This window comes from Pseudomonas sp. OVF7 (assembly GCF_030644265.1).
Taxonomy (GTDB): Bacteria; Pseudomonadota; Gammaproteobacteria; order Pseudomonadales; family Pseudomonadaceae; genus Aquipseudomonas; species Aquipseudomonas gorinensis.
In genome coordinates, this window is sequence record NZ_CP128996.1 from 5,066,146 (window position 1) to 5,086,294 (window position 20,149).

The window sequence follows — 20,149 nt, forward strand, 5'->3', positions numbered from 1 at the left end:
CAACTTGATTGCCCCAGGCATGAGAAGATGCCGGCACATTCCTTCTGGAGACCTGCCCCGGATGTTCGAGCTCAAACCCTGCGACCCCGTCACCTACCGCCGTCAGACCCGTCGCAGCACGCTGATCGTGGCCGTGCTTTTCGTGGCCTTGGCGATGCTGCTGTCGAGCCTGGCCGTGATGCTGTTCGGCGAGCCTGGTGGTGATAACTTTCGCTTCAACGTCGGTGGTGTATTTGCCGGCGTGTTGATCACTGTTGCCCTGGTGCGCGGCCCGTTGTGGCACCAGCCGTGGCTCGCGCCCGCGGTGTATGGCTGGCAGCTCAAGCGCCAGTTGATGCGCGTGACCAATGTGATGCACACCGTGACCGAACGGGTGCAGGCCAACGACCCGACCGCGCTCAAGGTGCTGCGCTTCTACCACCTGGGGCTGACGCAAATGCACGAGCTGGACGCCAACTCCAGCGCCCAGGCGCAGTTGGTTGGCGAGATCGAGGCGCATAAGGCCAAGATGCAGGCGCTGGGGCTCGACACCGAACAAACCCGCTTCAACCCCGCCTGGCTGGACAGTATCAAAGCCGCTTGAGCCTGCGGATACACGCGCCCTGCCCCATCAGCTGGAACGCTTGGCGCGCCAGCAGAACAGCGCACTTACCGCAATCGCCGCGCCCGCCAGGCCAAACACCCAGGGCGCCGACGCCACCGGCAGCAACAGGCCTGCCAGCAGCGGCCCGAGGCCGGCACCGATATCGCGCCACACTGCGTTCGACGCCAACGCCGACACCCGCATGGCACCGGGGTTGCGCTCGGCCACCAGGGTAGTCACCAGGGGCAGTTGCAAGGCACGCAGCACCAGCACCGCCGCCGCGCCGATGATCACCCAATAGCTGCCAAACGCAGCCAGGGCCAGTGCACTCAAGAACGAAAACAGCAACAACATGGCGGTGGCGCCGAAGCGTTGTGCCGCGCGCCCCCCCAAGGGGCTGAGGAGCAATTCCGACAGGTAACGCAGGGCCATCAAGCCCCCAGCGATCAGCACCGCGTCACCGCCCATGATCTTCTGCGCCTGAATCGACAGACCGAAGATAAACAAGCCATCCAGCGCCACGCCTTCGATAAATGACCAGAGCGCCACACTGTCGGGCCATTTGAAACGGCGCCCCGGGGTGCTGTGCAAGTCGTGCCCGGTGCCGGGCAAACCGCGCGCCATCCACAGCCCCACCAGGCAGCAGCCGGCAAGAATCAGGAAAGTCGGACGCGGCCCGGCCCACAACGTCAGCAACCCACCCAGGGGCAAGGCCAGCATCGGCCCAAGCGCAATCAACGCCCGCGATCGCCCGGCCCGGCGCGCGGCGCCCGCAGGCTCCGAGGTGGCCAGCACCTGGGTGGACAGGTTCAACGCGGCAAAACACAAGCCCCAGACCAGGCGCAAGCCCAGCAGGGCGGCAAACCCCGACAGCATCGAATTGCCCACGGCGCACAATGTCGCGGCCCCCGCCGCGATCATGCAGGTCAAGCGGTCGCCGTGGCGCGCGTAAAAATTCAATACATGCCGGTAACCGAAAATCCGTACCAGGCGGTTGGCGGCCAACAACACCCCGGCCTGGGCCAAAGTGATGCCGAACGCCTGGTACTCCATCGGCAGCAGCAGGTAGAGCAACACATCACTGGGCAGGCATAAGGCAAGGGTCAGCGCGGCGCGACGGGAGTGAGTATCAGCGGTGCGGAGGGCCAGGCTGGACATAAATCTGAAACATCCCGAAATATTCAGGTCGCCAAGGTAGCCTTCCCACGCCGGTTTTTACAACGCCCAATCACGCTTTTTCCCCATAGGGCAGTAAGCGCAAGCCACTGGCCACGGCGCCCACCAACGCGAACACGCAGCCCAGCCACAAGGCATATTGCGGACCGCTGCCCAGGAACAGGTGGAAACACAATGCCACCAGCGAGGCGCCCAATGTCTGCCCCAGTAACCGTGAAATCGCCACGATGCCACTGGCCCCACCGCTGCGCGCCAACGGCGCACTGGTCATCAGCGCCTTGAGGTTGGGCGACTGGAAAAAGCCAAACCCGGCGCCGCACAGTGCCATGCGCCAGCCGATATCGAACGTCGACGCACCGCTGCCGAGTGTCGCCAGCGCGGCCATGCCGACACTGAGCATCAGCAGGCCGATGCCGCACAGCGCCCCCAGGGAGACACGGTCGGCCAGGCGCCCCGCCACCAGCGCCATGACCGCCACGACGGCTGGCCAGGGCGTCATCAGAAAGCCCGTTTCCACTTGGCTATGCCCGAGCACCGCCTGCAACAGAAAGGGCAGCGACACAAAGGCCAGGCCCTGGGCGCTGAACGCGCAGATCGCCGTGAGGGAAGACAAGGCAAACACCGGCCGCTTGAACAAATCCAGGGCCAGCATCGGCGCCGGGTGCCCGGCCTGCCGGCGCAACAGCAACGCGCCACAGACCAGCGCCAGCGCGACCAGGCCCAGGGTCAGTGCGCCCTGGGCGCCGTGCACCGCCGTGCCCAGGCCGAGGACCAGCAAGGCAAATAACCCGGCACACAGCACGGCCGCCAGACGGTCGAAGGCATGCCCGGTCATGGGCAGGGTCGGCAATGAACGCAGGCCCAACACCAGGGCCAACAGCCCCAACGGCACATTGATCAGGTACAGCCAGTGCCAGGTCGCCACCGACAGGATCGCCGACGCGGCGGTCGGCCCCAGGGTAAAGGCCAGCCCCACCACCAACGAGTTGTAGCCCAGGCCACGGCCCAGCATTTTCGACGGGTAGATATGCCGCAACAGCGCCGTATTCACGCTCATGATGGCTGCCGCGCCCAACCCCTGCACCACTCGCGCCGCCGTCAGGGTCACCAGCGACCCGGCCAATCCGCAAAACAGCGAAGACAGGATAAACAGCAGCAAACCGCCGAGGTACACCCGGCGATGGCCCAGCACATCGCTCAACGAAGCGAACGGCAATACCGTGGCGATAATCGCCAACTGGTAGGCATTGACCACCCAGATCACCGAGGCGGAATCGGTGCCGATCCCTTCGGCCAGGGTCGGCAGCGCCGTGTTGACGATGGCCGTGTCCAGGGTCGCCATGCCGATCCCCAGGGAAATGGCGATGACCGCCGGCAGGCGTTTGTTAAAGGGCAACCCATCGGCAACAGAAGACATGAACGATCCAGGCGGGTGACAAAGGCCTCTAGACTAAGGGCTGTGCCGACATTTTTCAGTGATCGATTGCCTGTCTGTCAGAGTTTTCATGTTCGCTTCGAAACAGCAGGCCCGTGGGGTGGATCGCTTAGCCCGTCAGTGCACCCAGGTCCAGGCGCCCGGCCTGAAGCGGCGGGCACCAGTAGTAGCCGCCGGTCAACGGCGTGCTGATGCGATACAAGCCATCGACAATCCCGTCTTCCAGCCCGCTCATGCGGCGCAGTTGCGCTTCGAATGCGTCGAAGGAATGGCCGAAGGCAAGAAACATCAAGCCAGCCTGGCCATTTTCGGCCCACGGCATCGAGCGGCGTACCACGAAAGCTTCCGGGGTGAAACTCTCTTGGGCGGTGCGTTTGGTATGGGCGGATTCGGGGGCGTCGTCGAGTTCTTCGTTGTCGCCATGGCGGCGGCCGATGATGTGGTCGCGCTCCTCGGCGGGCAAGGCGGCGAAGCCATCGAGGTCGTGCTGCCATTGCTGGATCGCGGCGAAGCTGGCACCGCTGTCGGTCAGCGCGGCTTCCACGGCGGCATCGTCGTGGGGGTTTTCGGTGCCGTCTTCGTAGTCGGTCAGGTCGAAGCCGGTCTTGAAGCGAAAACCTTCGGTCGACTGCACCAGTCGAAAAGCCGGGGCCAAGGCTTTTTCAAAGGCGCGACTGCGCAACAGCAGCTCACCGCGATCCACACCATGCAACCACACCCACAGCGCCTGCTGGGTGGAGGGGTTGTGCGCACCTGGCCCGCTGACAGCCGGGAATGGGCGCAAACCGTCGATCTGTGCGCCCAGGGCGGTTACCAGCGGCTCACCGAACCCGACCACGGCCGCCGAATCCACACGCTGCACCAACGCATCCAGCGCAGCGGGCACGGCGTCCAGGGAATCCACGGCAAAAAACAGATGGCGTGCCTGCAAGGGCACCGGAGCGGCAAGAATGCCCGGCTGGTACTGACTCATATGAACTCCTTCAAGAAAGCCGCGCAGTTTACCCGCCACGCGCGCCCCTGCGTACTGCAAAGCGCACAAGCCTTGCCATGGAGACCGTTGTTGGGTGACTCTCTAGTCATGTTTTGCAACTATTCCAGGGGTAGCAACATGACCACCGATAACCTGCTCGCCCAGCTGTTTCCCGTTTCCACCGCCGACATTCCCGAGCAATTTCGCCTGGCGGCCCCTATCGAACAGCGTGATTACCTGGTCGACGGCCAGTTGCGGGTTTGGGACGGTCCGTTGGCCCAGGTCCTCAGCCCCGTGCAACTGGGCGACACGCGTGTGCAGATTGGCAGCACACCACTGCTGGATGCCGACACCGCCCTCACCGCCCTCGACGCCGCCGTGCGCGCCTATGACCGTGGCCAGGGTGAATGGCCGACAATGCGTGTGGCGCAACGCATCCTGCATGTCGAAGCGTTTCTGCGGCGCATGCGCGAACAACGTGATGCGGTGGTCAAGCTGCTGATGTGGGAAATCGGCAAGAACCTCAAGGACTCGCAAAAAGAGTTCGACCGCACCTGCGACTACATCACCGACACCATCAATGCCCTCAAGGAACTCGATCGCCGTAGCAGCCGCTTCGAACTGGAGCAGGACACGCTCGGCCAGATCCGCCGCGTGCCGATGGGCGTGGCGCTGTGCATGGGCCCCTACAACTACCCCTTGAACGAGACGTTCACCACGCTGATCCCCGCGCTGATCATGGGCAATACCGTGGTGTTCAAGCCGGCCAAGCTGGGTGTGCTGCTGATCCGTCCGTTGCTGGAGGCGTTCCGCGACAGTTTCCCGGCCGGGGTGATCAATGTGATCTACGGCAGCGGCCGCGAAACCGTCAGCGCGCTGATGGCCAGCGGCAAGATCGATATCTTTGCGTTTATCGGCACCAACAAGGCCGCCAGTGATTTGAAAAAACTGCATCCCAAGCCACACCGCCTGCGCGCGGCCTTGGGCCTGGACGCGAAAAACCCCGGCATCGTGCTGCCGCAGGTGGACCTGGACAATGCGGTCAGCGAGGCGCTCACTGGCTCGCTGTCGTTCAACGGCCAGCGTTGCACGGCCTTGAAGATCCTGTTTGTGCATGAAGACGTGGTCGATCGCTTTATCGAGAAGTTCAACCAGAAACTGGCCACGCTCAAACCCGGCATGCCGTGGGAAGACGGCGTGTCGCTGACGCCGCTGCCGGAAGTGGGCAAGGTGGATTACCTCACGGCGCTGGTGGCGGATGCGACGCAGCACGGCGCCCAGGTGGTGAACGCCCAGGGTGGCGTCAGTCGCGGGTCGTTCTTTTACCCGGCGGTGCTGTACCCGGTGAACCCGCAAATGCGTGTGTACCACGAAGAACAGTTCGGCCCGGTGGTGCCGATCGTGCCCTACCGCGACCTGGAAACCGTGGTCGATTACGTGCTCGAATCGGACTTCGGCCAACAGTTGAGCCTGTTCGGCACCGACCCTGTGCAAATCGGACGCCTGGTGGACACCTTCGCCAACCAGGTCGGCCGGATCAATATCAATGCCCAATGCCAACGCGGGCCGGACACCTTCCCCTTCAACGGCCGCAAGAACTCGGCCGAGGGCACGCTGTCGGTGCATGATGCGTTGCGCGTATTTTCGATCCGCACCCTGGTGGCAACCAAGTTCCAGGACAGCAACAAGGCGTTGCTCAGCGAGATCCTGCGCAACCGCGATTCGAGCTTCCTGACCACCGACTACATTTTCTAAAAACGCACCGCAGAAAATGTGGGAGGGGGCAAGCCATAATGCCGGTCAGTTAAGAGATAGAACGGGCGACCGGTAACCTGTGGCGAGCGGGCTTGTCCCGCGTTGGGGTGCGAAGCGCCCCCAATGAAGGACAAATGCGGTGTACCCGATATTGCGCAGGGGCTGGTTTTGGGGCTGCTGCGCAGCCCAACGCGGGACAAGCCCGCTCGCCACAGTGACAGCATTCTTCCTTAACTGATGAAGTGCATTAGAGCTTACCCCCTCCCACACTTGAACCGAATTCGCCCTGACTAGCTGAGGCCCCTTTACTCCCGATGAATCTACCCCTCTTCGCCCGGCGCCTGCTGCGCCCCCTGCTCGACCCGTATCGCCGCTATCGTCATGCCAAGCTGATCCACGCGGTGCGCGTGTCCATCGGCTTGCTGGCGACGATCCTGCTGACCACCGGCATCAACCTTCCCCACGGTGAGTGGGCGTCGGTGACCATGCTGATCGTGATCGGCGGCTTGCAGCATCACGGCAATATCGGCAAGAAAGCCGTGGAGCGCGCCTACGGCACCTTGATCGGCGCCAGCGTCGGTTTGCTGCTGGTGGTGCAACAGGCTTACTTCGGCCAACCCTTGCTGACCTACCTGTTGATGTCGGTGGTGTGCGGGTTCTTTTCCTATCACGCCATCGGCAAGGGCGGCTACATCGCGTTGCTGTCGGCGATCACGGTGTTCATCGTCGCCGGGCATGGTGACAACCCGCTGTCGGATGGCCTGTGGCGCACCGTCGATATCCTGATCGGTATCGTCCTGGCCCTGGCATTTTCCTTCGCCCTGCCGCTGTACGCCGTGTATTCGTGGCGCTACAACCTGGCCAGCGCATTGCGCGACTGTGCCGCGATCTATAGCCGGATCATCAACGGCCAGTCGGTCACCGATGATGAGCACCTTAAACTGCTCAACCGTTTGAACGCGGCCATCGTGCAGTTGCGCTCACTGATGCCATCGGTGTCCAAGGAAGTGCGAATTTCCATGACCGAGCTGGACCACATCCAACGCCACCTGCGCATGTGTATCAGCACCCTGGAGATTCTCGGCAATACCCGGCCGGACCCGCGTGACGAGCAGGCGATGGCGCGCATGCAGGTGATGTTGAAGGCCGAGCACCGGCAGATTCGCGTGCAGCTGGTGGGCATGGCGCGGGCGTTGAAATCCGGGGTGACAGAGCGCCTGGAACGGCCTGGCCACCTCGGAGGCGACAAGCCGACACTGGATGCGCCGGTCTATAGCGCGTTGGATGGCTACCGATTGTTGACGGTGCAACTGGCGGCAAATGTGGATGCACTGCGTCAACGCCTGGCCAAAAGCGCGGGGCACTGGAAGATATAAACAGATGGCCTTTTGACGTGTTTAAGCACGTCAACACTTTCATACTTTCTCTTACATTTTTTTCACGAATTATTCACATCCCGGGACGTAGGGTGAAGCCTCATCCGTTACAAACGTTGCACATCAAGCCCGCCGCCCCAGCGGGCTTTTTTTTGCCTGCGCAAAACACTGTAGGAGCGAGCTTGCTCGCGAAAAGCATTAAACGATAACGCAGCGGTCTCAGGCTGGTTAACCGCGGTGATCGTGCGTTCTTCGCGAGCAAGCTCGCTCCTACAGGGAGGTCAGCGTGAGGCCTTGGCGGCGGGGGCTGCCGCTTGTTCGCGAATGGCCCGCTGGGTATCCAGCACCTTGGCCAACGCGTTTTCCGCCTCCGGGCTTTGCTGCGGCACGCGAATCGCCGCCGACACCAGGGTGATCAACTTGGCCATCACCTCGGCATCCGTGGCCGGGCGGCCCAGGCTCATGGAGTTCATCAACAGGCGCAGTTCGGTACCGGCCATCACCCCGGAAATCGCCTTGAGGGCAAATTGCAGGCGCACCCCCAACTCGTTGCGCGGCAAGTCCGGCAAGGCCAGGGCGAAGGCTTCGAAGAAACGCTGGAACACCGGCTGGTAATGCACCTTGAGGTATTCCTGGATAAACGGCGACGTGTCGCTGTACACCCGCCCGAGGAAGCGAATGAACGAGCGCCCTTCCCCGCTCGCGGGGTCGCTGCGTTCCAGGCCCATGGCCGGGGCAAACAGCACGCCCAGCAGCGTGTCGCAATCAAGGGGCCCGTCGGATTCGGCTTCACAGCGTGCCAGCAACTCCAGGCGCTGCTCGTTAAGCGGCTCCAGGCGCTGCATCAGCAGGGTTTTCATCAGGGAGTCCTTGTCCCCGAAGTGGTAGTTCACGGCGGCCAGGTTGACCTGGGCACGTTCGGTAATCTGCCGTAACAAAACCGCGTCATATCCGTACTTTATGAAGAGAGCCTCTGTCGCATCCAGCAATCGAGTCTTGGTAATGTTTGGAGCGCTGACTTTCTTCGCGACCATAGAAGTTCCACGTGGGAAATATGTTTTAAAAAATTATTTGATTTTTTATACCGGGGCCGTCGTTCGAAATCAAGTAGTGACACTGCGCCATATGATTGAAAAGCCTTGCAGTGTGGCGCATTGAAGGCCGCCGAAGGTTTTTTTGTGGGCGTGAGGCGCCGCATTGGAAATCGTTTCAAAGCGTAAAACCGCTCTACATCCATGGCTGGCGAAGCGGATTGAACGCGGTTACTATTCAAACAATATTTTAAAAACAAGAAATTAAACCAGTCCGTGACGCGTACCAGGCGGCTCCCGAACTTGTTACAACGATTTTCCGGGGGCGTGTCGGCACCGTCGAGACTGCAGGCGTAGTCATGATGACAGACACCCACGCGCACCCAGGCTTGATCTCCCTGCAAGGCATCGGCAAGCGTTATGAGCTCGCCGGGCAGCAACTGTCCATTCTCAATGATGTGTGCTTGTCCATCGCCAGCGGCGATAGCTGCGGCATCCTCGGTGCTTCGGGCTCTGGCAAAAGTACCCTGCTCAATATCCTCGGCCTGCTGGACGTGCCCAACTGCGGCCAGTACCACTTTGCCGGCCACGATATTTTCAGTGCCAGCCCCGATGAACTGGCGGCGATCCGCAACCAGCAGATCGGCTTCGTGTTCCAGAGCTTCAACCTGCTGCCGCGTCTCAGCGCCCTGGATAATGTCGCGCTGCCCTTGAGCTATCGCGGCGTATCACGCCATGAATCGGTAGAACAGGCACTGCGCATGCTTGAACAGGTTGGCCTGGCCGACCGCGCTCATCACCGCCCCGCCGACCTGTCCGGCGGCCAGCGCCAGCGTGTGGCGATTGCCCGGGCCCTGGTCGGCAGCCCCTCGGTGATCCTGGCCGACGAACCCACCGGCAACCTCGACAGCACCACTGCCCAGGAGATCATGGACCTGCTCCTGGCGCTCAATCGCGAGCAACAGGTCACCCTGATCATCGTCACCCACGACGCGCACATCGCCGAGCGCCTGGAGCGCAAGATCCTGGTGCGCAACGGTGTGGTGCATGAGGCTGGCGGCCTATGAACCTGCGGGTCGAACAGAGCCTCAGCCAACTGCTGCACGAAGCGTTCGTCAGCCTGCGCACCCTGGGCAAGCGCTCGATCCTGGCGCTGCTGGGTATTGTGATCGGCAGCTCGTCAGTGGTGGCGCTGATCAATATCGGCCACAACGCGGCGGTGGACGCCGCAATGATCTTCAAGGACATGGGCACCGACACTCTGATCGCCCAGTTCCCGCCCAAAGGCACCGCCAACGTGCCGATGCGCACCCAGCTCGACCTCGATGCCGTACGCCGGGCCGTGCCGGGGATCGCCCATATCGGCGCGATCACCCCGTTCAGCGGGCCCATGGTGTTCCATGGCCGCACCACCAACGCCAACTTCGTCGGCATCACCCCGGATATCCCGCCGACCATGCGCCTGGTGCTGCGCGAAGGACGCTTCCTGTCCCCCTTCGACGCAAATGAAACCTACGGCGTGATCGGCGACCAGCTCGCCCAGGCCCTGGGCGCGCCGGGTGACCCACTGAAGCTGGGCGACCGGGTGCGCATCAATGACTACCTGTTCCAGGTGGTGGGCATTTTGGCCAACCAGCCCCGGGCGATGCTGATGCCGGTGCAGGCCAACGAGACGCTGTTCATGCCTGCGGACGGCATGCGCCGCATCTACGCCAACCCGCAAATCAGCAATGTGATCATCCGCGCCGCCCCCGGCGAGGACATGGAACGCGTGGCGCGGGACGCCGCCGTCGCGCTGCGAACCCAACTGAGCGACCACGACGTCGAGATCACGGTGCCCCAGCAAATGATCGATGGCATGACCCGGCAAAGCCGCACCTTCGCCTACCTGCTGCTGGCCTTGGGGGCGATCTCCCTGGTGGGCGGCGGCGTCGGTGTGATGAATGTGATGCTGATGAACGTCTCGGAACGCCGACGCGAGATCGGCATTCGCATGGCCCTCGGTGCGCGCCAGCGGGATATCCGCAACCTGTTCCTGCTCGAAGCCGTGACCCTCACCGCCGTCGGCGCACTGTGCGGCGCCGTGCTGGGCATGACCGCCGCCTGGCTATACGCCTGGTTGTCGGGCTGGGAATTCGCCCTGGCTGTCGCCGCCCTGCCCCTGGGCGTGGGCAGCACGTTGCTGGTGGGGCTGTTCTTCGGTATTTACCCGGCGGTCTCGGCCTCGCGGTTGCAACCGGTGGAGGCCCTGCGCGATGAGTAAATGGCTCTGGTTGCTCGCCTGGGTCAGCCTGCACGGCGTGGCCGCCGACGTCGTCATCAAACCGTCAGCGCCCAGTACCACCCGCAGCGGTTATGAGCGTGGCGTTTCGCTCAACGCCCAGGTCACCAACATGACCCTGGGAGATGCCGTGTACCTGGGCCTGCGCAATAACCCGGCGATCCGTAGCGCCTACCTGCAGCGGGTGGCGCAGAAGTTCGACCTGCGCGTGTCCGAAGATGTGTTCAACCCCAAGCTCACCCTCAACAGTTATTACCGCAGTACCCGTGGCTCGACAGACAACACACGCAACGCCAACCTGGCGCCGGCCACCAGCCTGCTCAGCGAATACGGCACGCGGCTGAGCATGGCGTGGACCCAGCAACTGACCAACGCCGACCGCGCCGGCCGCTACCGCAGCGACGGCCTCGACCTGGCGATCATCCAACCGCTGATGCGCGGCGCCGGCTGGGACGCCACCACCGCGCCGCTGCGCCTGTCACGCCTGTCGGAGCAGGCCAACCGCCTGAACCTCAAGGCCACCGTGGCGCAGACCATCAGCCAGATCATCGCCACCTACCGCGAGCTGCTGCGCGCCCAGGAACAACTGAGCATCGTGCAGGATGCCCTCAAGCGCTCGGGCACGTTGCTGGAAGTGAACAAGGCATTGATCAGTGCCGGGCGCATGGCCGAGTTCGAAATCGTGCAGACCGAAGCCGACATCGCCACCCAGCAACTGGGCGTGGAAGAGGCGCAAAACCAACTGGACACCAGCCGCCTGGCCCTGCTGCGCCTGCTGGCCCTGGACCTGTCGACGCCGATTCGTGCCACCGAAGCCCTGGAAGCCAGGCCCATGCAAATCGACAAGCGCCAGGCGTTCACCCTGGCGCAGACCCAGCAGCCGGAATACCTTGCCGCCCTGCTCGGCAGCCAGCAGGCCGACCTCAACCTGGTGATTGCCAAGGACTCCGGGCGCTGGCAAGTGGACCTGGTGGCCGGGGCGAACCAGGTCCGCGATGCCTACAATAACAATGCCGGCAGCACCAACAACCGCACCTGGGACAGCTACGCCGGGGTGCAGGTGCAGATCCCCATCGGTGATATCAGCACGCGCCAGGCCGAAGTGCGTGCGCGGGTGAACGTGGAGGACCAGGAGATCCGTATCACCGACGCGCGCCAGGAACTGGAGCGCAACGTCAACGATGTGGTGCGCGACCTCGGTACGCGCTGGCGCCAATATGAAATCTCCCAGCGCGCCGTGGAGCTGTCGCGGCGCAAGATCGACATCGAGCGGGAAAAACTCAGCGCCGGACGCTCCACCAACTTCCAGGTGCTGAGCTTCGAGACGGACCTGCGCAACGCCGAAAATGCACAGCTCAATGCACTGATCGCTTATTTGAACGCCCAGACCCAACTCGATCTGACCCTGGGCATGACGCTGGAAAGCTGGGAAATCGCCCTCAATGACTACTGACAAAAAACGCCTGCTGGGTGCTGTCTTGATCGTGCTGCTGGCGGCTGCGGGGATCACCGCGCTCAGCCTGCGCAGCCCGGCCGCCAACACGGCGCCGGTGGGCGAACAATGGCTGGCGGTGAAACCCGACCCGCTGGTGCACCAGATCGGCCTGGTGGGCAAGATCGAGCCCGACACCACCCTCACCCTCACCGCGCCCTTTGACGGCAATGTGGAGGCCAACCTGGTGGAACAAGGCCAGCGGGTCGAGGCCGGCCAGGTGCTGTTGCGCATGGACCCGGCCACCCTCGAAGTGCAACTGCGCGACGCCCTCTCGGCACAGCTCAAGGCGCGGCGCACCGTGCAGGAAATGCAGGACTGGGACAGCAGCCCCACCGTCAGCCGTGCGCGCCGCAGCCTGCGCACCGTAGAAATGACCGCCGGCAATACCCAGCGCAAACTCACCGAGAGCGAAAACCTGTTCCAGCGCGGCATCATCCCGCGCAATGAGCTGGACGACCTCAAGCAACAGACCCAGCAACAACAACTGGACCTCGCCTCGGCCCGCAGCGAACTGCAGCAGGCGCTGGAGCAAGGCAAAGGCGAGTACCGGCAAATTGCCGATATGGAGCTGACCAACGCCACGGTGAAATACGACGCCCTGCACAAGTTGCTCGAAGGTCGCGAGGTCAAGGCGCCATTCTCCGGCATCGTCGTGCCCGCGCCCGGCAGCAGCACCCCTTCGGCCCAAGGCGGCAGCAACAATGCACCGGTGCAGGCCGGCAGCAGGGTCAGCCAGGGCCAGGTGCTGTTCGGCCTGGCCAATATCGAGCGGCTGAAAATCGTCGCCAAGGTCTCCGAACTGGACATCAACCAGTTGCACCAGGGCCAGGCCGTGGAAGTGATGGGCGATGGTTTTGATGGCGAGCGACTGACCGGCTCGGTCAGCGTGGTCAGCGGCCTGGCGATAGCCGGCGACAGCCAGGGCAGCGCGCAATTTCCTGTGACCCTGTCGATCCCCAAGCTGACGCCGCAGCAGTTGCAGCGGGTGCGGCTGGGGATGAGCGCACGCTTGACCATCGTCACTTACAACAATGCCCAGGCGATCATCGTGCCGGCGCCGGCAATCACCCGTGGCGAGGATGGCATGACAGTGGAGTATCGAGAGGCGATGGATAAGCCGGTAGAGCAGGTGAAGGTGACCACCGGGCAATCGACGCCGCAGGGCGTGGAGGTGTTCGGCCTCAAGCCCGGCTTTGTGAAGACCTCAAGATAAATGCAGAACCCCTGTGGGAGGGAGCTTGCCTCCGATGGCAGTGGGTCAGCCAAAGATGCATTCACTGACACTCCCTCATCGGGGCATGGGTATCTACACAATTTTCAGTGGTCTGTGGCGAGGGAGCTTGGTCCCGTGGCGGCCTTTGGGCCGACCATGTGGTTGGATTTGACCGAGTACATATCCGTTGCTGCGGTAACGGCTGCTTAGGGTTCCGCTCTTACAGCGGGTCACTTTTGGAAAAGAGCCCCAAAAGTAACCAAAAGGGCTCTTGCCCCACCACTCGGTACCTCGCCTAGGCTCGGTATGCCCGAACGCAGGCTTGAATCCGTGGGCCGCCGTCATGGGCCATCCTTGGCCCAGGACGGCTAACCCGGCGTCCTGCCGGGTTACCCACGGATTCAAGCCTTCGTTCGGCCAGCGTGGTTAACGGGGCGCCTGAGATCAAGATCAAAAGCCAGAGCCAGAGCCAGAGCAGATCAAAAGATTGCTGACTTCGTCAGCGGTTAAGGAAATAGAAGCCACACCGCGTACGCTTCAATGATCAGGTCGGCTTTAAGGCCGCCTCGCTTTTGTTTTTGATCTGGGATCGCCCCGTCAAACATGCTGGCCGAACGCAGGCTTTGTAGCGTGGGTAACCCGGCAGGACGCCGGGTTAGCCGCGCTGGGCCAAGGATGGCCCATCGCGGCGGCCCATGCTCCAAAGCCTGCGTTCGGGCACACCGAGCCTAGGCGAGGTGCCGAGTGTTGGGGAAGCGTTTTTGGTTACTTTTGGCGCTCTTCTGTATGGACCGGACACATGGTGGACACATGTGCGGGGACATGGTTGACACATTATGGACCATAGTCAGGTTTGCTCACGTCGATCGTTCGTAGGAAGTGATGGCAGAAAAACACGTCAAACAGTCCATCACCTTCAGTGTTGGGCCGTATTGCGATGTGATGCCCAGCCAAACCTTTGGCGATGCTGAAGTAGCGTTTCTGAAAACGAAAACGGCTGTGATAAGTCTTGGCTAATACGTCGTCCGGTCCGTACTCAAAGGTTGGTAACTGTTGCGGATAAGCCCATGGGCTGGCTCTATACCGGTCCATAGGCACCTTGTAGTCCAGCGCCTGATGGGGCCGTTGCAGGTTATAAACATCACGCCACCGATCAAATGCTGCTTGAGCTTCCTTGAGCGTGGAAAACTGACGCCCTTCAAGTACTTCGGCCTTGAGTGAGCGATGGAAACGCTCAATCTTTCCATTGGTTTGTGGGTGGTAAGGGCGGCTGAAACTGATCCGAATACCCAGACGAATCAACCAGATACTCAGCTCTGTGATTTCACCAGGGTTACGTGGAGAGCCCCAAGGCGGTCCGTTATCAACGTTGATGCGAGCCGGTAATCCGAAGCGCTGGAATACCTCGGTCAACCTTTCTTTCACCGTGGCTCCACGCTCGTTATCACAAGCTTGAATAGCCAAACTGAAACGTGAATGGTCGTCCAGTAAAGTCAGGGGATGGCATCTGCCTTCTTGCGTCGGGAAATGCCCTTTGAAATCCATCTGCCAAAGATTGTTGGGCGCCTCGTGTTCAAACCTCAGCTTTGCCTCTTGCTCCTTCGTAGTCGGCTGAATCAGCCCGTGCCGGTGCAGGACATTGGTAACGGTGCTGGGAGCAATCTGCTTTTTCAAGAGGCTGCTGATCGTGCGCCCACCCCATGCTGGATGGTCTTGTCTGAGCGCTATGACCTGCGCTTCCAGGGCCGGCGTGGTCAGCTTGGGGCTGGTAGCCGGTTTTCGGGATTTATCTTGCAGCCCTGAATGGCCGAGCGTCGCGTAGCGGTTAAGCCACTTGTAAGCCGTCTGCGGACTGATACCGAACCGTCGGCATAGTTCTCGTTTGTTGCTGCCGGGTTGCCCTGCTAAGGCAACAAACTCTTCTTTCAGGCTCATGGCATCTCTCGTGTCCCAGGGCATGATGGCTTTCCGGCGAAATTGGCTCGCCGAAAAGTGTCCACCATGTCCCCGCACACCCGTCAACCATGTGTCCGGTCCATACAGCGCTCTTCCAAAAGTGACCCGCTGTAAGAGCGGAACCATAGGCAGCCGTTACCGCAGCAACGGATATGTACTCACCCAACCCCCAAAAAGCGGTCGGCCCGAAGGCCGCCACGGGACCAAGCTCCCTCGCCACAGACCGCTGAAAAAAGTTGTGTAGATACTTATGGCCATCGGGGGCAAGCCCCCTCCCACATTTAGATTTCTGTCAGCGTTGAAGCCAGTGCCTTGGCTTGAAGCGCCACATCGGTCACCGCCGTGCTCTCCCACCACATCCCGCGCAACGGCGGGCCCATGGCGAACAAGCGCGCACTGACCTGGCCCTGGGCATCCAGCACCGCCCCCGACGCATCCGCCGCAATCCCCAACGCCAACGGCCCAGGCTGGACCAACCCGCGCTTGAGCAACTGTTGCGGCAGTGGCCGGGCCACGCGGCGCCAGTCGTACTCGATGCCGCTGGAGTTGATCAGGGCTGCGCCCGACACCAGAGTCACCGCAGGTTCGCCACGCCGGCGCAAACGAATGGTCACGCCGCTGCCCGAAGGCTCCAGGCCCTTGTACGAGGCCGCTTGAATCCGTAACCGCCCCTCCTCATGCAGCCTGGCCACCAACTGCGCACTCAACGGCGGGGAACGGTGATGATGGCTTTCCCACCATGGCCGCACATGCCGCACGAACTGACGCTTCTCGCCCTCGCTGGCCTGGCTCCACAGCCGGCCGATATGGGCGCGCACCGTGTCCAGCGGCGCCTGCCAATCGATACCCTGCTCCAGTGCGAGGCGGCATTGGCGACGCACCTCGCGCAGCAGTTGCCGAGGGCTTCGCAGGTTGTGGTTCGCGCCGAGAAAGTCTTCCCAGCTGGGCGGTTGCCGGCGCACATGGGGCAGCAGGCCGTGACGGGAAAACACCTCGATCGGCCCACGATGCCCGGCCTGTTCCAGGGACACCACGGCATCCACCATGGTCAGCCCGGAGCCGATGATCAGCACGGGCGCCTGCGGGTCGATCTGGGTCATGGCCTGCACGTCCCACGGGTCGACGGCCGCAGCGTTCAAACCGCTGGACTCGGTCTGGGGCGTGCGCGCCGCCGGGAACATGCCAGTGGCCAACACCGCTTGGGCGCCGCGCAGTTGCTGGCCGTTGTCGAGGGTCAGCAATACCCCCTCGTCCTCGACTTGCAGATCGACCACCTCGGCGCGGATATGCTCGACGGTGGACGCCGAAAACGCCTTGGCTTCAGCCAACCGTTGCTGCGCATACAGGCCAAAAATGCCGCGTGGCGGGAACAGTTCGCTGATGGGCACGTGCTGCTGGTCGGACTCAGGCCAACCGCCCGCACCGATGTAGTCGGTGAGCCATTGGGTCAGGTCGTCGGCATTGTCCGGGTCGACACTCATGCGCGCCGCATTGCCATTTAAGGTGTGGCCCAACTCGACCGCGCTGTAGGCCTCGCCACGCCCGAGTTCGCGGCGCGGTTCGATCACCAGGATTTGCCGTTGGCCAGGCAGGCGCAGCAGTTGCACAGCCAGCATCGTGCCGCTCAGGCCGCCGCCGATGATCAGGACATCAGCGTTGCGGATGGTTTCACTCATGCGGATTCGCCCTTACTGTTTACCCAGATAAATGTCATGCAAATCGCCCCGCGCCAGCAACTCGGCGGCGCTGCCACTCAGGACCACCCGCCCAGTATCCAGCACGTAGCCGTGGGACGCATAGTTGAGCGCCACGTTGATGTTCTGCTCGGCGACCAGGAAGCTCACCTGCTGCTCGCGGTTGAGCTGCGCGATGATCTCGAAGATCTCTTGCACGATCATAGGCGCCAAACCCATGGACGGCTCGTCGAGCAGTACCAAAGTAGGACGGGTCATCAACGCCCGACCGATGGCGACCATCTGTTGCTCGCCACCGGAGGTCAGCCCGGCGCGGGTGTGGCGCTTGGTCTTGAGCCGGGGGAACCAGGCATAGATGCGCTCCAGGTCGTGTTCCATGGCCTTGCGGCTCAGGCGCCGCACAAAACCACCGCTGCGCAGGTTGTCTTCCACGCTGAGCTGGCCGAACACATGGCGGCCTTCGAGCACATGCACCATGCCTTGGCGCACACGCTGGCTGGGGTCGACACCGGCCAGGTCGACGCCGGCGTATTCGATCACGCCACGGCTGACTTCGGCGCGCTCGGCACGCACCAACCCGGAGATCGCCTTGAGGGTAGTGCTCTTGCCGGCGCCGTTCGCGCCGAGCAAGGCGACGATGGCGCCCTTGGGCACGCTCAGCGACACCCCGGCCACCGCCAGGATCGCGCCGTCGTAGATGACCTCGATGTCGTTGACCGTCAGCAGCGCGGCGTGTGCAGGTTCTGCGGCAGGCAGGCTCATGGTTTATTCATCCCCGGTGCAGGTGCGTGGCGTCAGGCCTTTTTCCTTGGCGAAGGCCGCGGACTTTTCATCGATCAGCGGGCGCAACAGTGCGCGGTCGGCGGCGATCCAGTCGCTGACCAGCGTCCACTGAGCACCGTCCCACTGCTGTACCCGCGCCGAGCCGCCGCCTTCGTGGTCGCGGCACGACAGCTTGAGGTTCTGCATCAGGCCCAGGTAACCCATGGCCTTGAGGCGCGCGTCGTCGATATTCAAGTGCTCCAGGCCCCAGCGGCCTTCTTCGCCATTGAGCGGGCGCTGGCCGAACCTGGCCTGGGCCGTGCGGATCGCCTCCACCGCCACGGCAGCGTTCACCAGGCCGGAGTTGTAGTACACGCTGCCGAAGTTCTTCAGGTCCTTGAGGTCGCTGTGGCCCTTGTCGAGGACGGATTGCTTGAGGCGTTTGTGGATCTCGAAGTCGCTGCCGGCCGGGTACGGCGTGAGGGCCAGGTAGCCCTTGGCGGCGGCGCCTGCGGGCAATACGTCTTCGCTGGAACTGGCCCAGATATCGCCGATGATATGGTCCACCGGGAAGCCGAAGCGCGCAGCGGTCTTGACCGCCACGGGGGTCGACACGCCCCAGGTGCGCAGGAACACCCAGTCCGGGTTGGCCTGGCGGACCTGGCGCCATTGCGCCGATTGTTCGTTGCCTGGGTCGGCCACCGGAATCTGGATATTTTCAAAACCGTATTTTTCGGCGAGCAACTTCAACGGGCCGAGGGTTTCGCGACCGTAGGCCGAGTCGTGGTAGACCGTGGCGATCTTCTTGCCCTTGAGCTTGTCGAAACCACCCTCGCGCTGGGCGATGTAGTTCACCAGGGTCGACGCCTCGCTGTAGAACGTCAGCATCACCGGAAAGTTATACGGGAACACCGTACCGTCGGTGGCTTCGGTGCGCCCGTAACCGAGGGTGATCAGCGGGATCTTGTCCACCTCTGCCCTTTCGCTGAGCGCATAGGCCGCCGGCGCGCCATTGGGCTGGTACACCGCGACCGGCGCGCCCTCCAGGCCATGCTTGAAGCGCTCGTAGCATTCGATGCCTTTCTCCGCCGTCCACTCGGTCTCGCATTCCTGCCACACCAACTTGACGCCATTGATGCCGCCTTCGACCTCGTTGATATAACGCAGGTAGTCGATCATCCCGGCCCACACCTGCACACCGCTGGACGCGTAGGCGCCCACGCGATAGGTGGCCAGGGGAATGAATTGCTGGTCCGGCGAGGCCATCGCTTGGGGGACAGCACCGGCCAGGGTTGCCAACGTAAACGCGGCGCCGATCAAGGAACGTTTCAAGGATGCACGCATAAGGATTCTCTTGGAGGAATGTCAGAAACGCAGCGGCCACTGCCGCACACGGTCATGCAGGTTGTGCAACAGGCGGATCAAGCCCTCGGGCTCCTTGATCAGGAACACGATGATCAACACGCCAAAGATGATTTTTTGCAGGTTCTGCAACTGCCCCGCGTCCACCGAACCGCCGAACAGCGCCTGCCCGGCATGGCTGAGGACAATCGGCAGCAGGCTGATAAACGCCGCACCCACGAAGTTGCCGGCGATGCTGCCCATGCCGCCGATGATGATGATGAACAGGATCTGGAATGAGCGATTGATATCGAAGCTGCTGGCGCTGGCCGTGCCCAGGTAGGCGAACGCCCACAGCGCGCCGGCAATGCCCAGGTAAAACGAGCTGACCGCAAACGCCAGGCGCTTGTAGCGCACCACCGGGATGCCAACCACGGCGGCGGCGGTGTCCATGTCGCGGATCGCCATCCAATTGCGCCCGACCTGGCTGCGCACCAGGTTGATGGCGGTCCAGGTCAACAGCAGCACCGTCACCAACGTCAGCCAATAGCGGCCCAGCGGCGTGTTGAGGTCATGGCCGAACAGCGCCAGCTTCGGCGCAGAGATGGTCCCGGACGAGCCGTAGTTGTAGAACCAGGGAAACTTGACGAACAGCCACTCCAGGAAAAACTGCGCGGCCAGGGTGGTGACCATCAGGTAGAAGCCCTTGATCCGCGAGCTGGGCAAGCCGAACAGCAAACCGACCAACGCACTGATAATCCCCCCACCGAGCAGCGCCAGCGGCAGGCCCAGCTCCGGCAGGCGCAACAGGAAACCGTAGGTCGCGAACGCGCCGACGGCCATGAAACCCGCCGCGCCGACCGAGGTTTGCCCGGTATAGCCGGTCAGCAGATTCAAGCCAAGCCCGGCCAGGGACAGCACCAGGAACGGGATCAGGATCGCATTGAGCCAATAGTCATTGCCCCACAGCGGCACCACGATAAAGGCCAGGGCCAGCAGGCCGATCAGGCCCCAGGGCACGCGTCGCTGCACCAGCAGCAACGGTGCGGTTTGTTGAGCAACGGGAATCGACATGGTT

16 protein-coding genes are annotated in these 20,149 nt (G+C 62.6%); 7 read left to right on the forward strand and 9 right to left on the reverse strand.

Annotated elements, in window-relative coordinates:
* Positions 1-61: 61 nt before the first annotated feature.
* Entirely contained in the window at positions 62-583 is a 522-nt protein-coding gene (locus QU606_RS22875) for a DUF3087 domain-containing protein (RefSeq protein ID WP_024076190.1), read from the forward strand.
* Positions 584-610: 27 nt separating this feature from the next.
* On the opposite strand, the gene QU606_RS22880 is transcribed toward QU606_RS22875, so the two are convergent.
* The 3 genes from QU606_RS22880 to QU606_RS22890 all read right to left on the reverse strand — a co-directional run bounded on the left by QU606_RS22880 (position 611) and on the right by QU606_RS22890 (position 4,167).
* Entirely contained in the window at positions 611-1,741 is a 1,131-nt protein-coding gene (locus QU606_RS22880) for an MFS transporter (protein WP_193689509.1), read from the reverse strand.
* A 70-nt stretch (positions 1,742-1,811) separates the two neighbouring features.
* Positions 1,812-3,176: an MFS transporter gene (locus QU606_RS22885; protein ID WP_024076192.1), complete on the reverse strand. Its 1,365-nt coding sequence runs from the start codon at positions 3,174-3,176 to the stop codon at positions 1,812-1,814.
* Positions 3,177-3,303: 127 nt separating this feature from the next.
* Positions 3,304-4,167 carry a Dyp-type peroxidase gene (locus QU606_RS22890; protein ID WP_024076193.1) on the reverse strand — a complete coding sequence of 288 codons (864 nt, stop codon included), beginning with the start codon at positions 4,165-4,167 and terminating at the stop codon, positions 3,304-3,306.
* Positions 4,168-4,305: 138 nt separating this feature from the next.
* Here QU606_RS22890 and QU606_RS22895 point away from each other — a divergent pair, with 138 nt between their 5' ends.
* Together QU606_RS22895 and QU606_RS22900 are read left to right on the forward strand one after the other, a co-directional pair.
* On the forward strand, positions 4,306-5,922 hold the full coding sequence (locus QU606_RS22895; RefSeq protein ID WP_069076511.1) for an NADP-dependent glyceraldehyde-3-phosphate dehydrogenase: 1,617 nt from the start codon (positions 4,306-4,308) through the stop codon (positions 5,920-5,922).
* A gap of 314 nt (positions 5,923-6,236) precedes the next feature.
* A complete protein-coding gene (locus QU606_RS22900) occupies positions 6,237-7,298 on the forward strand; it encodes an FUSC family protein (protein ID WP_024076195.1) in 1,062 nt (353 codons plus the stop codon).
* 281 nt (positions 7,299-7,579) lie between these two features.
* Here the strand turns inward: QU606_RS22900 and QU606_RS22905 are convergent, their stop codons facing one another.
* Positions 7,580-8,332: a TetR/AcrR family transcriptional regulator gene (locus QU606_RS22905; protein ID WP_069076510.1), complete on the reverse strand. Its 753-nt coding sequence runs from the start codon at positions 8,330-8,332 to the stop codon at positions 7,580-7,582.
* Between the two features lie 356 nt (positions 8,333-8,688).
* Between QU606_RS22905 and QU606_RS22910 the strand changes: the two genes are divergently transcribed.
* Genes QU606_RS22910 through QU606_RS22925 form a run of 4 tightly spaced genes read left to right on the forward strand, consistent with a single transcriptional unit; the run spans position 8,689 to position 13,318 of the window.
* Entirely contained in the window at positions 8,689-9,396 is a 708-nt protein-coding gene (locus QU606_RS22910; RefSeq protein ID WP_024076197.1) for an ABC transporter ATP-binding protein, read from the forward strand.
* Positions 9,393-10,592, forward strand: coding sequence for an ABC transporter permease (locus QU606_RS22915; RefSeq protein WP_304997555.1), 1,200 nt, complete (start codon positions 9,393-9,395; stop codon positions 10,590-10,592). The genes QU606_RS22910 and QU606_RS22915 overlap by 4 nt, the downstream gene beginning before the upstream one ends.
* Entirely contained in the window at positions 10,585-12,063 is a 1,479-nt protein-coding gene (locus QU606_RS22920) for a TolC family protein (protein WP_304997556.1), read from the forward strand. The genes QU606_RS22915 and QU606_RS22920 overlap by 8 nt, the downstream gene beginning before the upstream one ends.
* Entirely contained in the window at positions 12,053-13,318 is a 1,266-nt protein-coding gene (locus QU606_RS22925; protein WP_024076200.1) for an efflux RND transporter periplasmic adaptor subunit, read from the forward strand. Before QU606_RS22920 ends, QU606_RS22925 begins: the two co-directional genes overlap by 11 nt.
* Positions 13,319-14,152: 834 nt before the next feature.
* On the opposite strand, the gene QU606_RS22930 is transcribed toward QU606_RS22925, so the two are convergent.
* From QU606_RS22930 to QU606_RS22950, 5 genes are all read right to left on the reverse strand, one after another.
* Positions 14,153-15,277, reverse strand: coding sequence for an IS481 family transposase (locus QU606_RS22930; protein ID WP_304997557.1), 1,125 nt, complete (start codon positions 15,275-15,277; stop codon positions 14,153-14,155).
* 278 nt (positions 15,278-15,555) lie between these two features.
* The gene (locus QU606_RS22935; protein WP_102625049.1) at positions 15,556-16,950 is read right to left on the reverse strand and encodes an FAD/NAD(P)-binding protein; all 1,395 of its coding nucleotides are present in this window, start codon (positions 16,948-16,950) and stop codon (positions 15,556-15,558) included.
* A gap of 12 nt (positions 16,951-16,962) precedes the next feature.
* Positions 16,963-17,730, reverse strand: coding sequence for an ABC transporter ATP-binding protein (locus QU606_RS22940; protein WP_024076202.1), 768 nt, complete (start codon positions 17,728-17,730; stop codon positions 16,963-16,965).
* A gap of 3 nt (positions 17,731-17,733) precedes the next feature.
* Positions 17,734-19,074: an ABC transporter substrate-binding protein gene (locus QU606_RS22945; RefSeq protein WP_024076203.1), complete on the reverse strand. Its 1,341-nt coding sequence runs from the start codon at positions 19,072-19,074 to the stop codon at positions 17,734-17,736.
* A gap of 21 nt (positions 19,075-19,095) precedes the next feature.
* The gene (locus QU606_RS22950) at positions 19,096-20,145 is read right to left on the reverse strand and encodes a branched-chain amino acid ABC transporter permease (protein ID WP_304997558.1); all 1,050 of its coding nucleotides are present in this window, start codon (positions 20,143-20,145) and stop codon (positions 19,096-19,098) included.
* Between the last annotated feature and the right edge of the window lie 4 nt (positions 20,146-20,149).

Coding starts and splice junctions, on each gene's coding strand:
- QU606_RS22875 (WP_024076190.1), top strand. CDS start 62: ATGTTCGAGCTCAAACCCTGCGACCCCGTCACCTACCGCCGTCAGACC.
- QU606_RS22880 (WP_193689509.1), bottom strand. CDS start 1,741: ATGTCCAGCCTGGCCCTCCGCACCGCTGATACTCACTCCCGTCGCGCC.
- QU606_RS22885 (WP_024076192.1), bottom strand. CDS start 3,176: ATGTCTTCTGTTGCCGATGGGTTGCCCTTTAACAAACGCCTGCCGGCG.
- QU606_RS22890 (WP_024076193.1), bottom strand. CDS start 4,167: ATGAGTCAGTACCAGCCGGGCATTCTTGCCGCTCCGGTGCCCTTGCAG.
- QU606_RS22895 (WP_069076511.1), top strand. CDS start 4,306: ATGACCACCGATAACCTGCTCGCCCAGCTGTTTCCCGTTTCCACCGCC.
- QU606_RS22900 (WP_024076195.1), top strand. CDS start 6,237: ATGAATCTACCCCTCTTCGCCCGGCGCCTGCTGCGCCCCCTGCTCGAC.
- QU606_RS22905 (WP_069076510.1), bottom strand. CDS start 8,332: ATGGTCGCGAAGAAAGTCAGCGCTCCAAACATTACCAAGACTCGATTG.
- QU606_RS22910 (WP_024076197.1), top strand. CDS start 8,689: ATGATGACAGACACCCACGCGCACCCAGGCTTGATCTCCCTGCAAGGC.
- QU606_RS22915 (WP_304997555.1), top strand. CDS start 9,393: ATGAACCTGCGGGTCGAACAGAGCCTCAGCCAACTGCTGCACGAAGCG.
- QU606_RS22920 (WP_304997556.1), top strand. CDS start 10,585: ATGAGTAAATGGCTCTGGTTGCTCGCCTGGGTCAGCCTGCACGGCGTG.
- QU606_RS22925 (WP_024076200.1), top strand. CDS start 12,053: ATGACTACTGACAAAAAACGCCTGCTGGGTGCTGTCTTGATCGTGCTG.
- QU606_RS22930 (WP_304997557.1), bottom strand. CDS start 15,277: ATGCCCTGGGACACGAGAGATGCCATGAGCCTGAAAGAAGAGTTTGTT.
- QU606_RS22935 (WP_102625049.1), bottom strand. CDS start 16,950: ATGAGTGAAACCATCCGCAACGCTGATGTCCTGATCATCGGCGGCGGC.
- QU606_RS22940 (WP_024076202.1), bottom strand. CDS start 17,730: ATGAGCCTGCCTGCCGCAGAACCTGCACACGCCGCGCTGCTGACGGTC.
- QU606_RS22945 (WP_024076203.1), bottom strand. CDS start 19,074: ATGCGTGCATCCTTGAAACGTTCCTTGATCGGCGCCGCGTTTACGTTG.
- QU606_RS22950 (WP_304997558.1), bottom strand. CDS start 20,145: ATGTCGATTCCCGTTGCTCAACAAACCGCACCGTTGCTGCTGGTGCAG.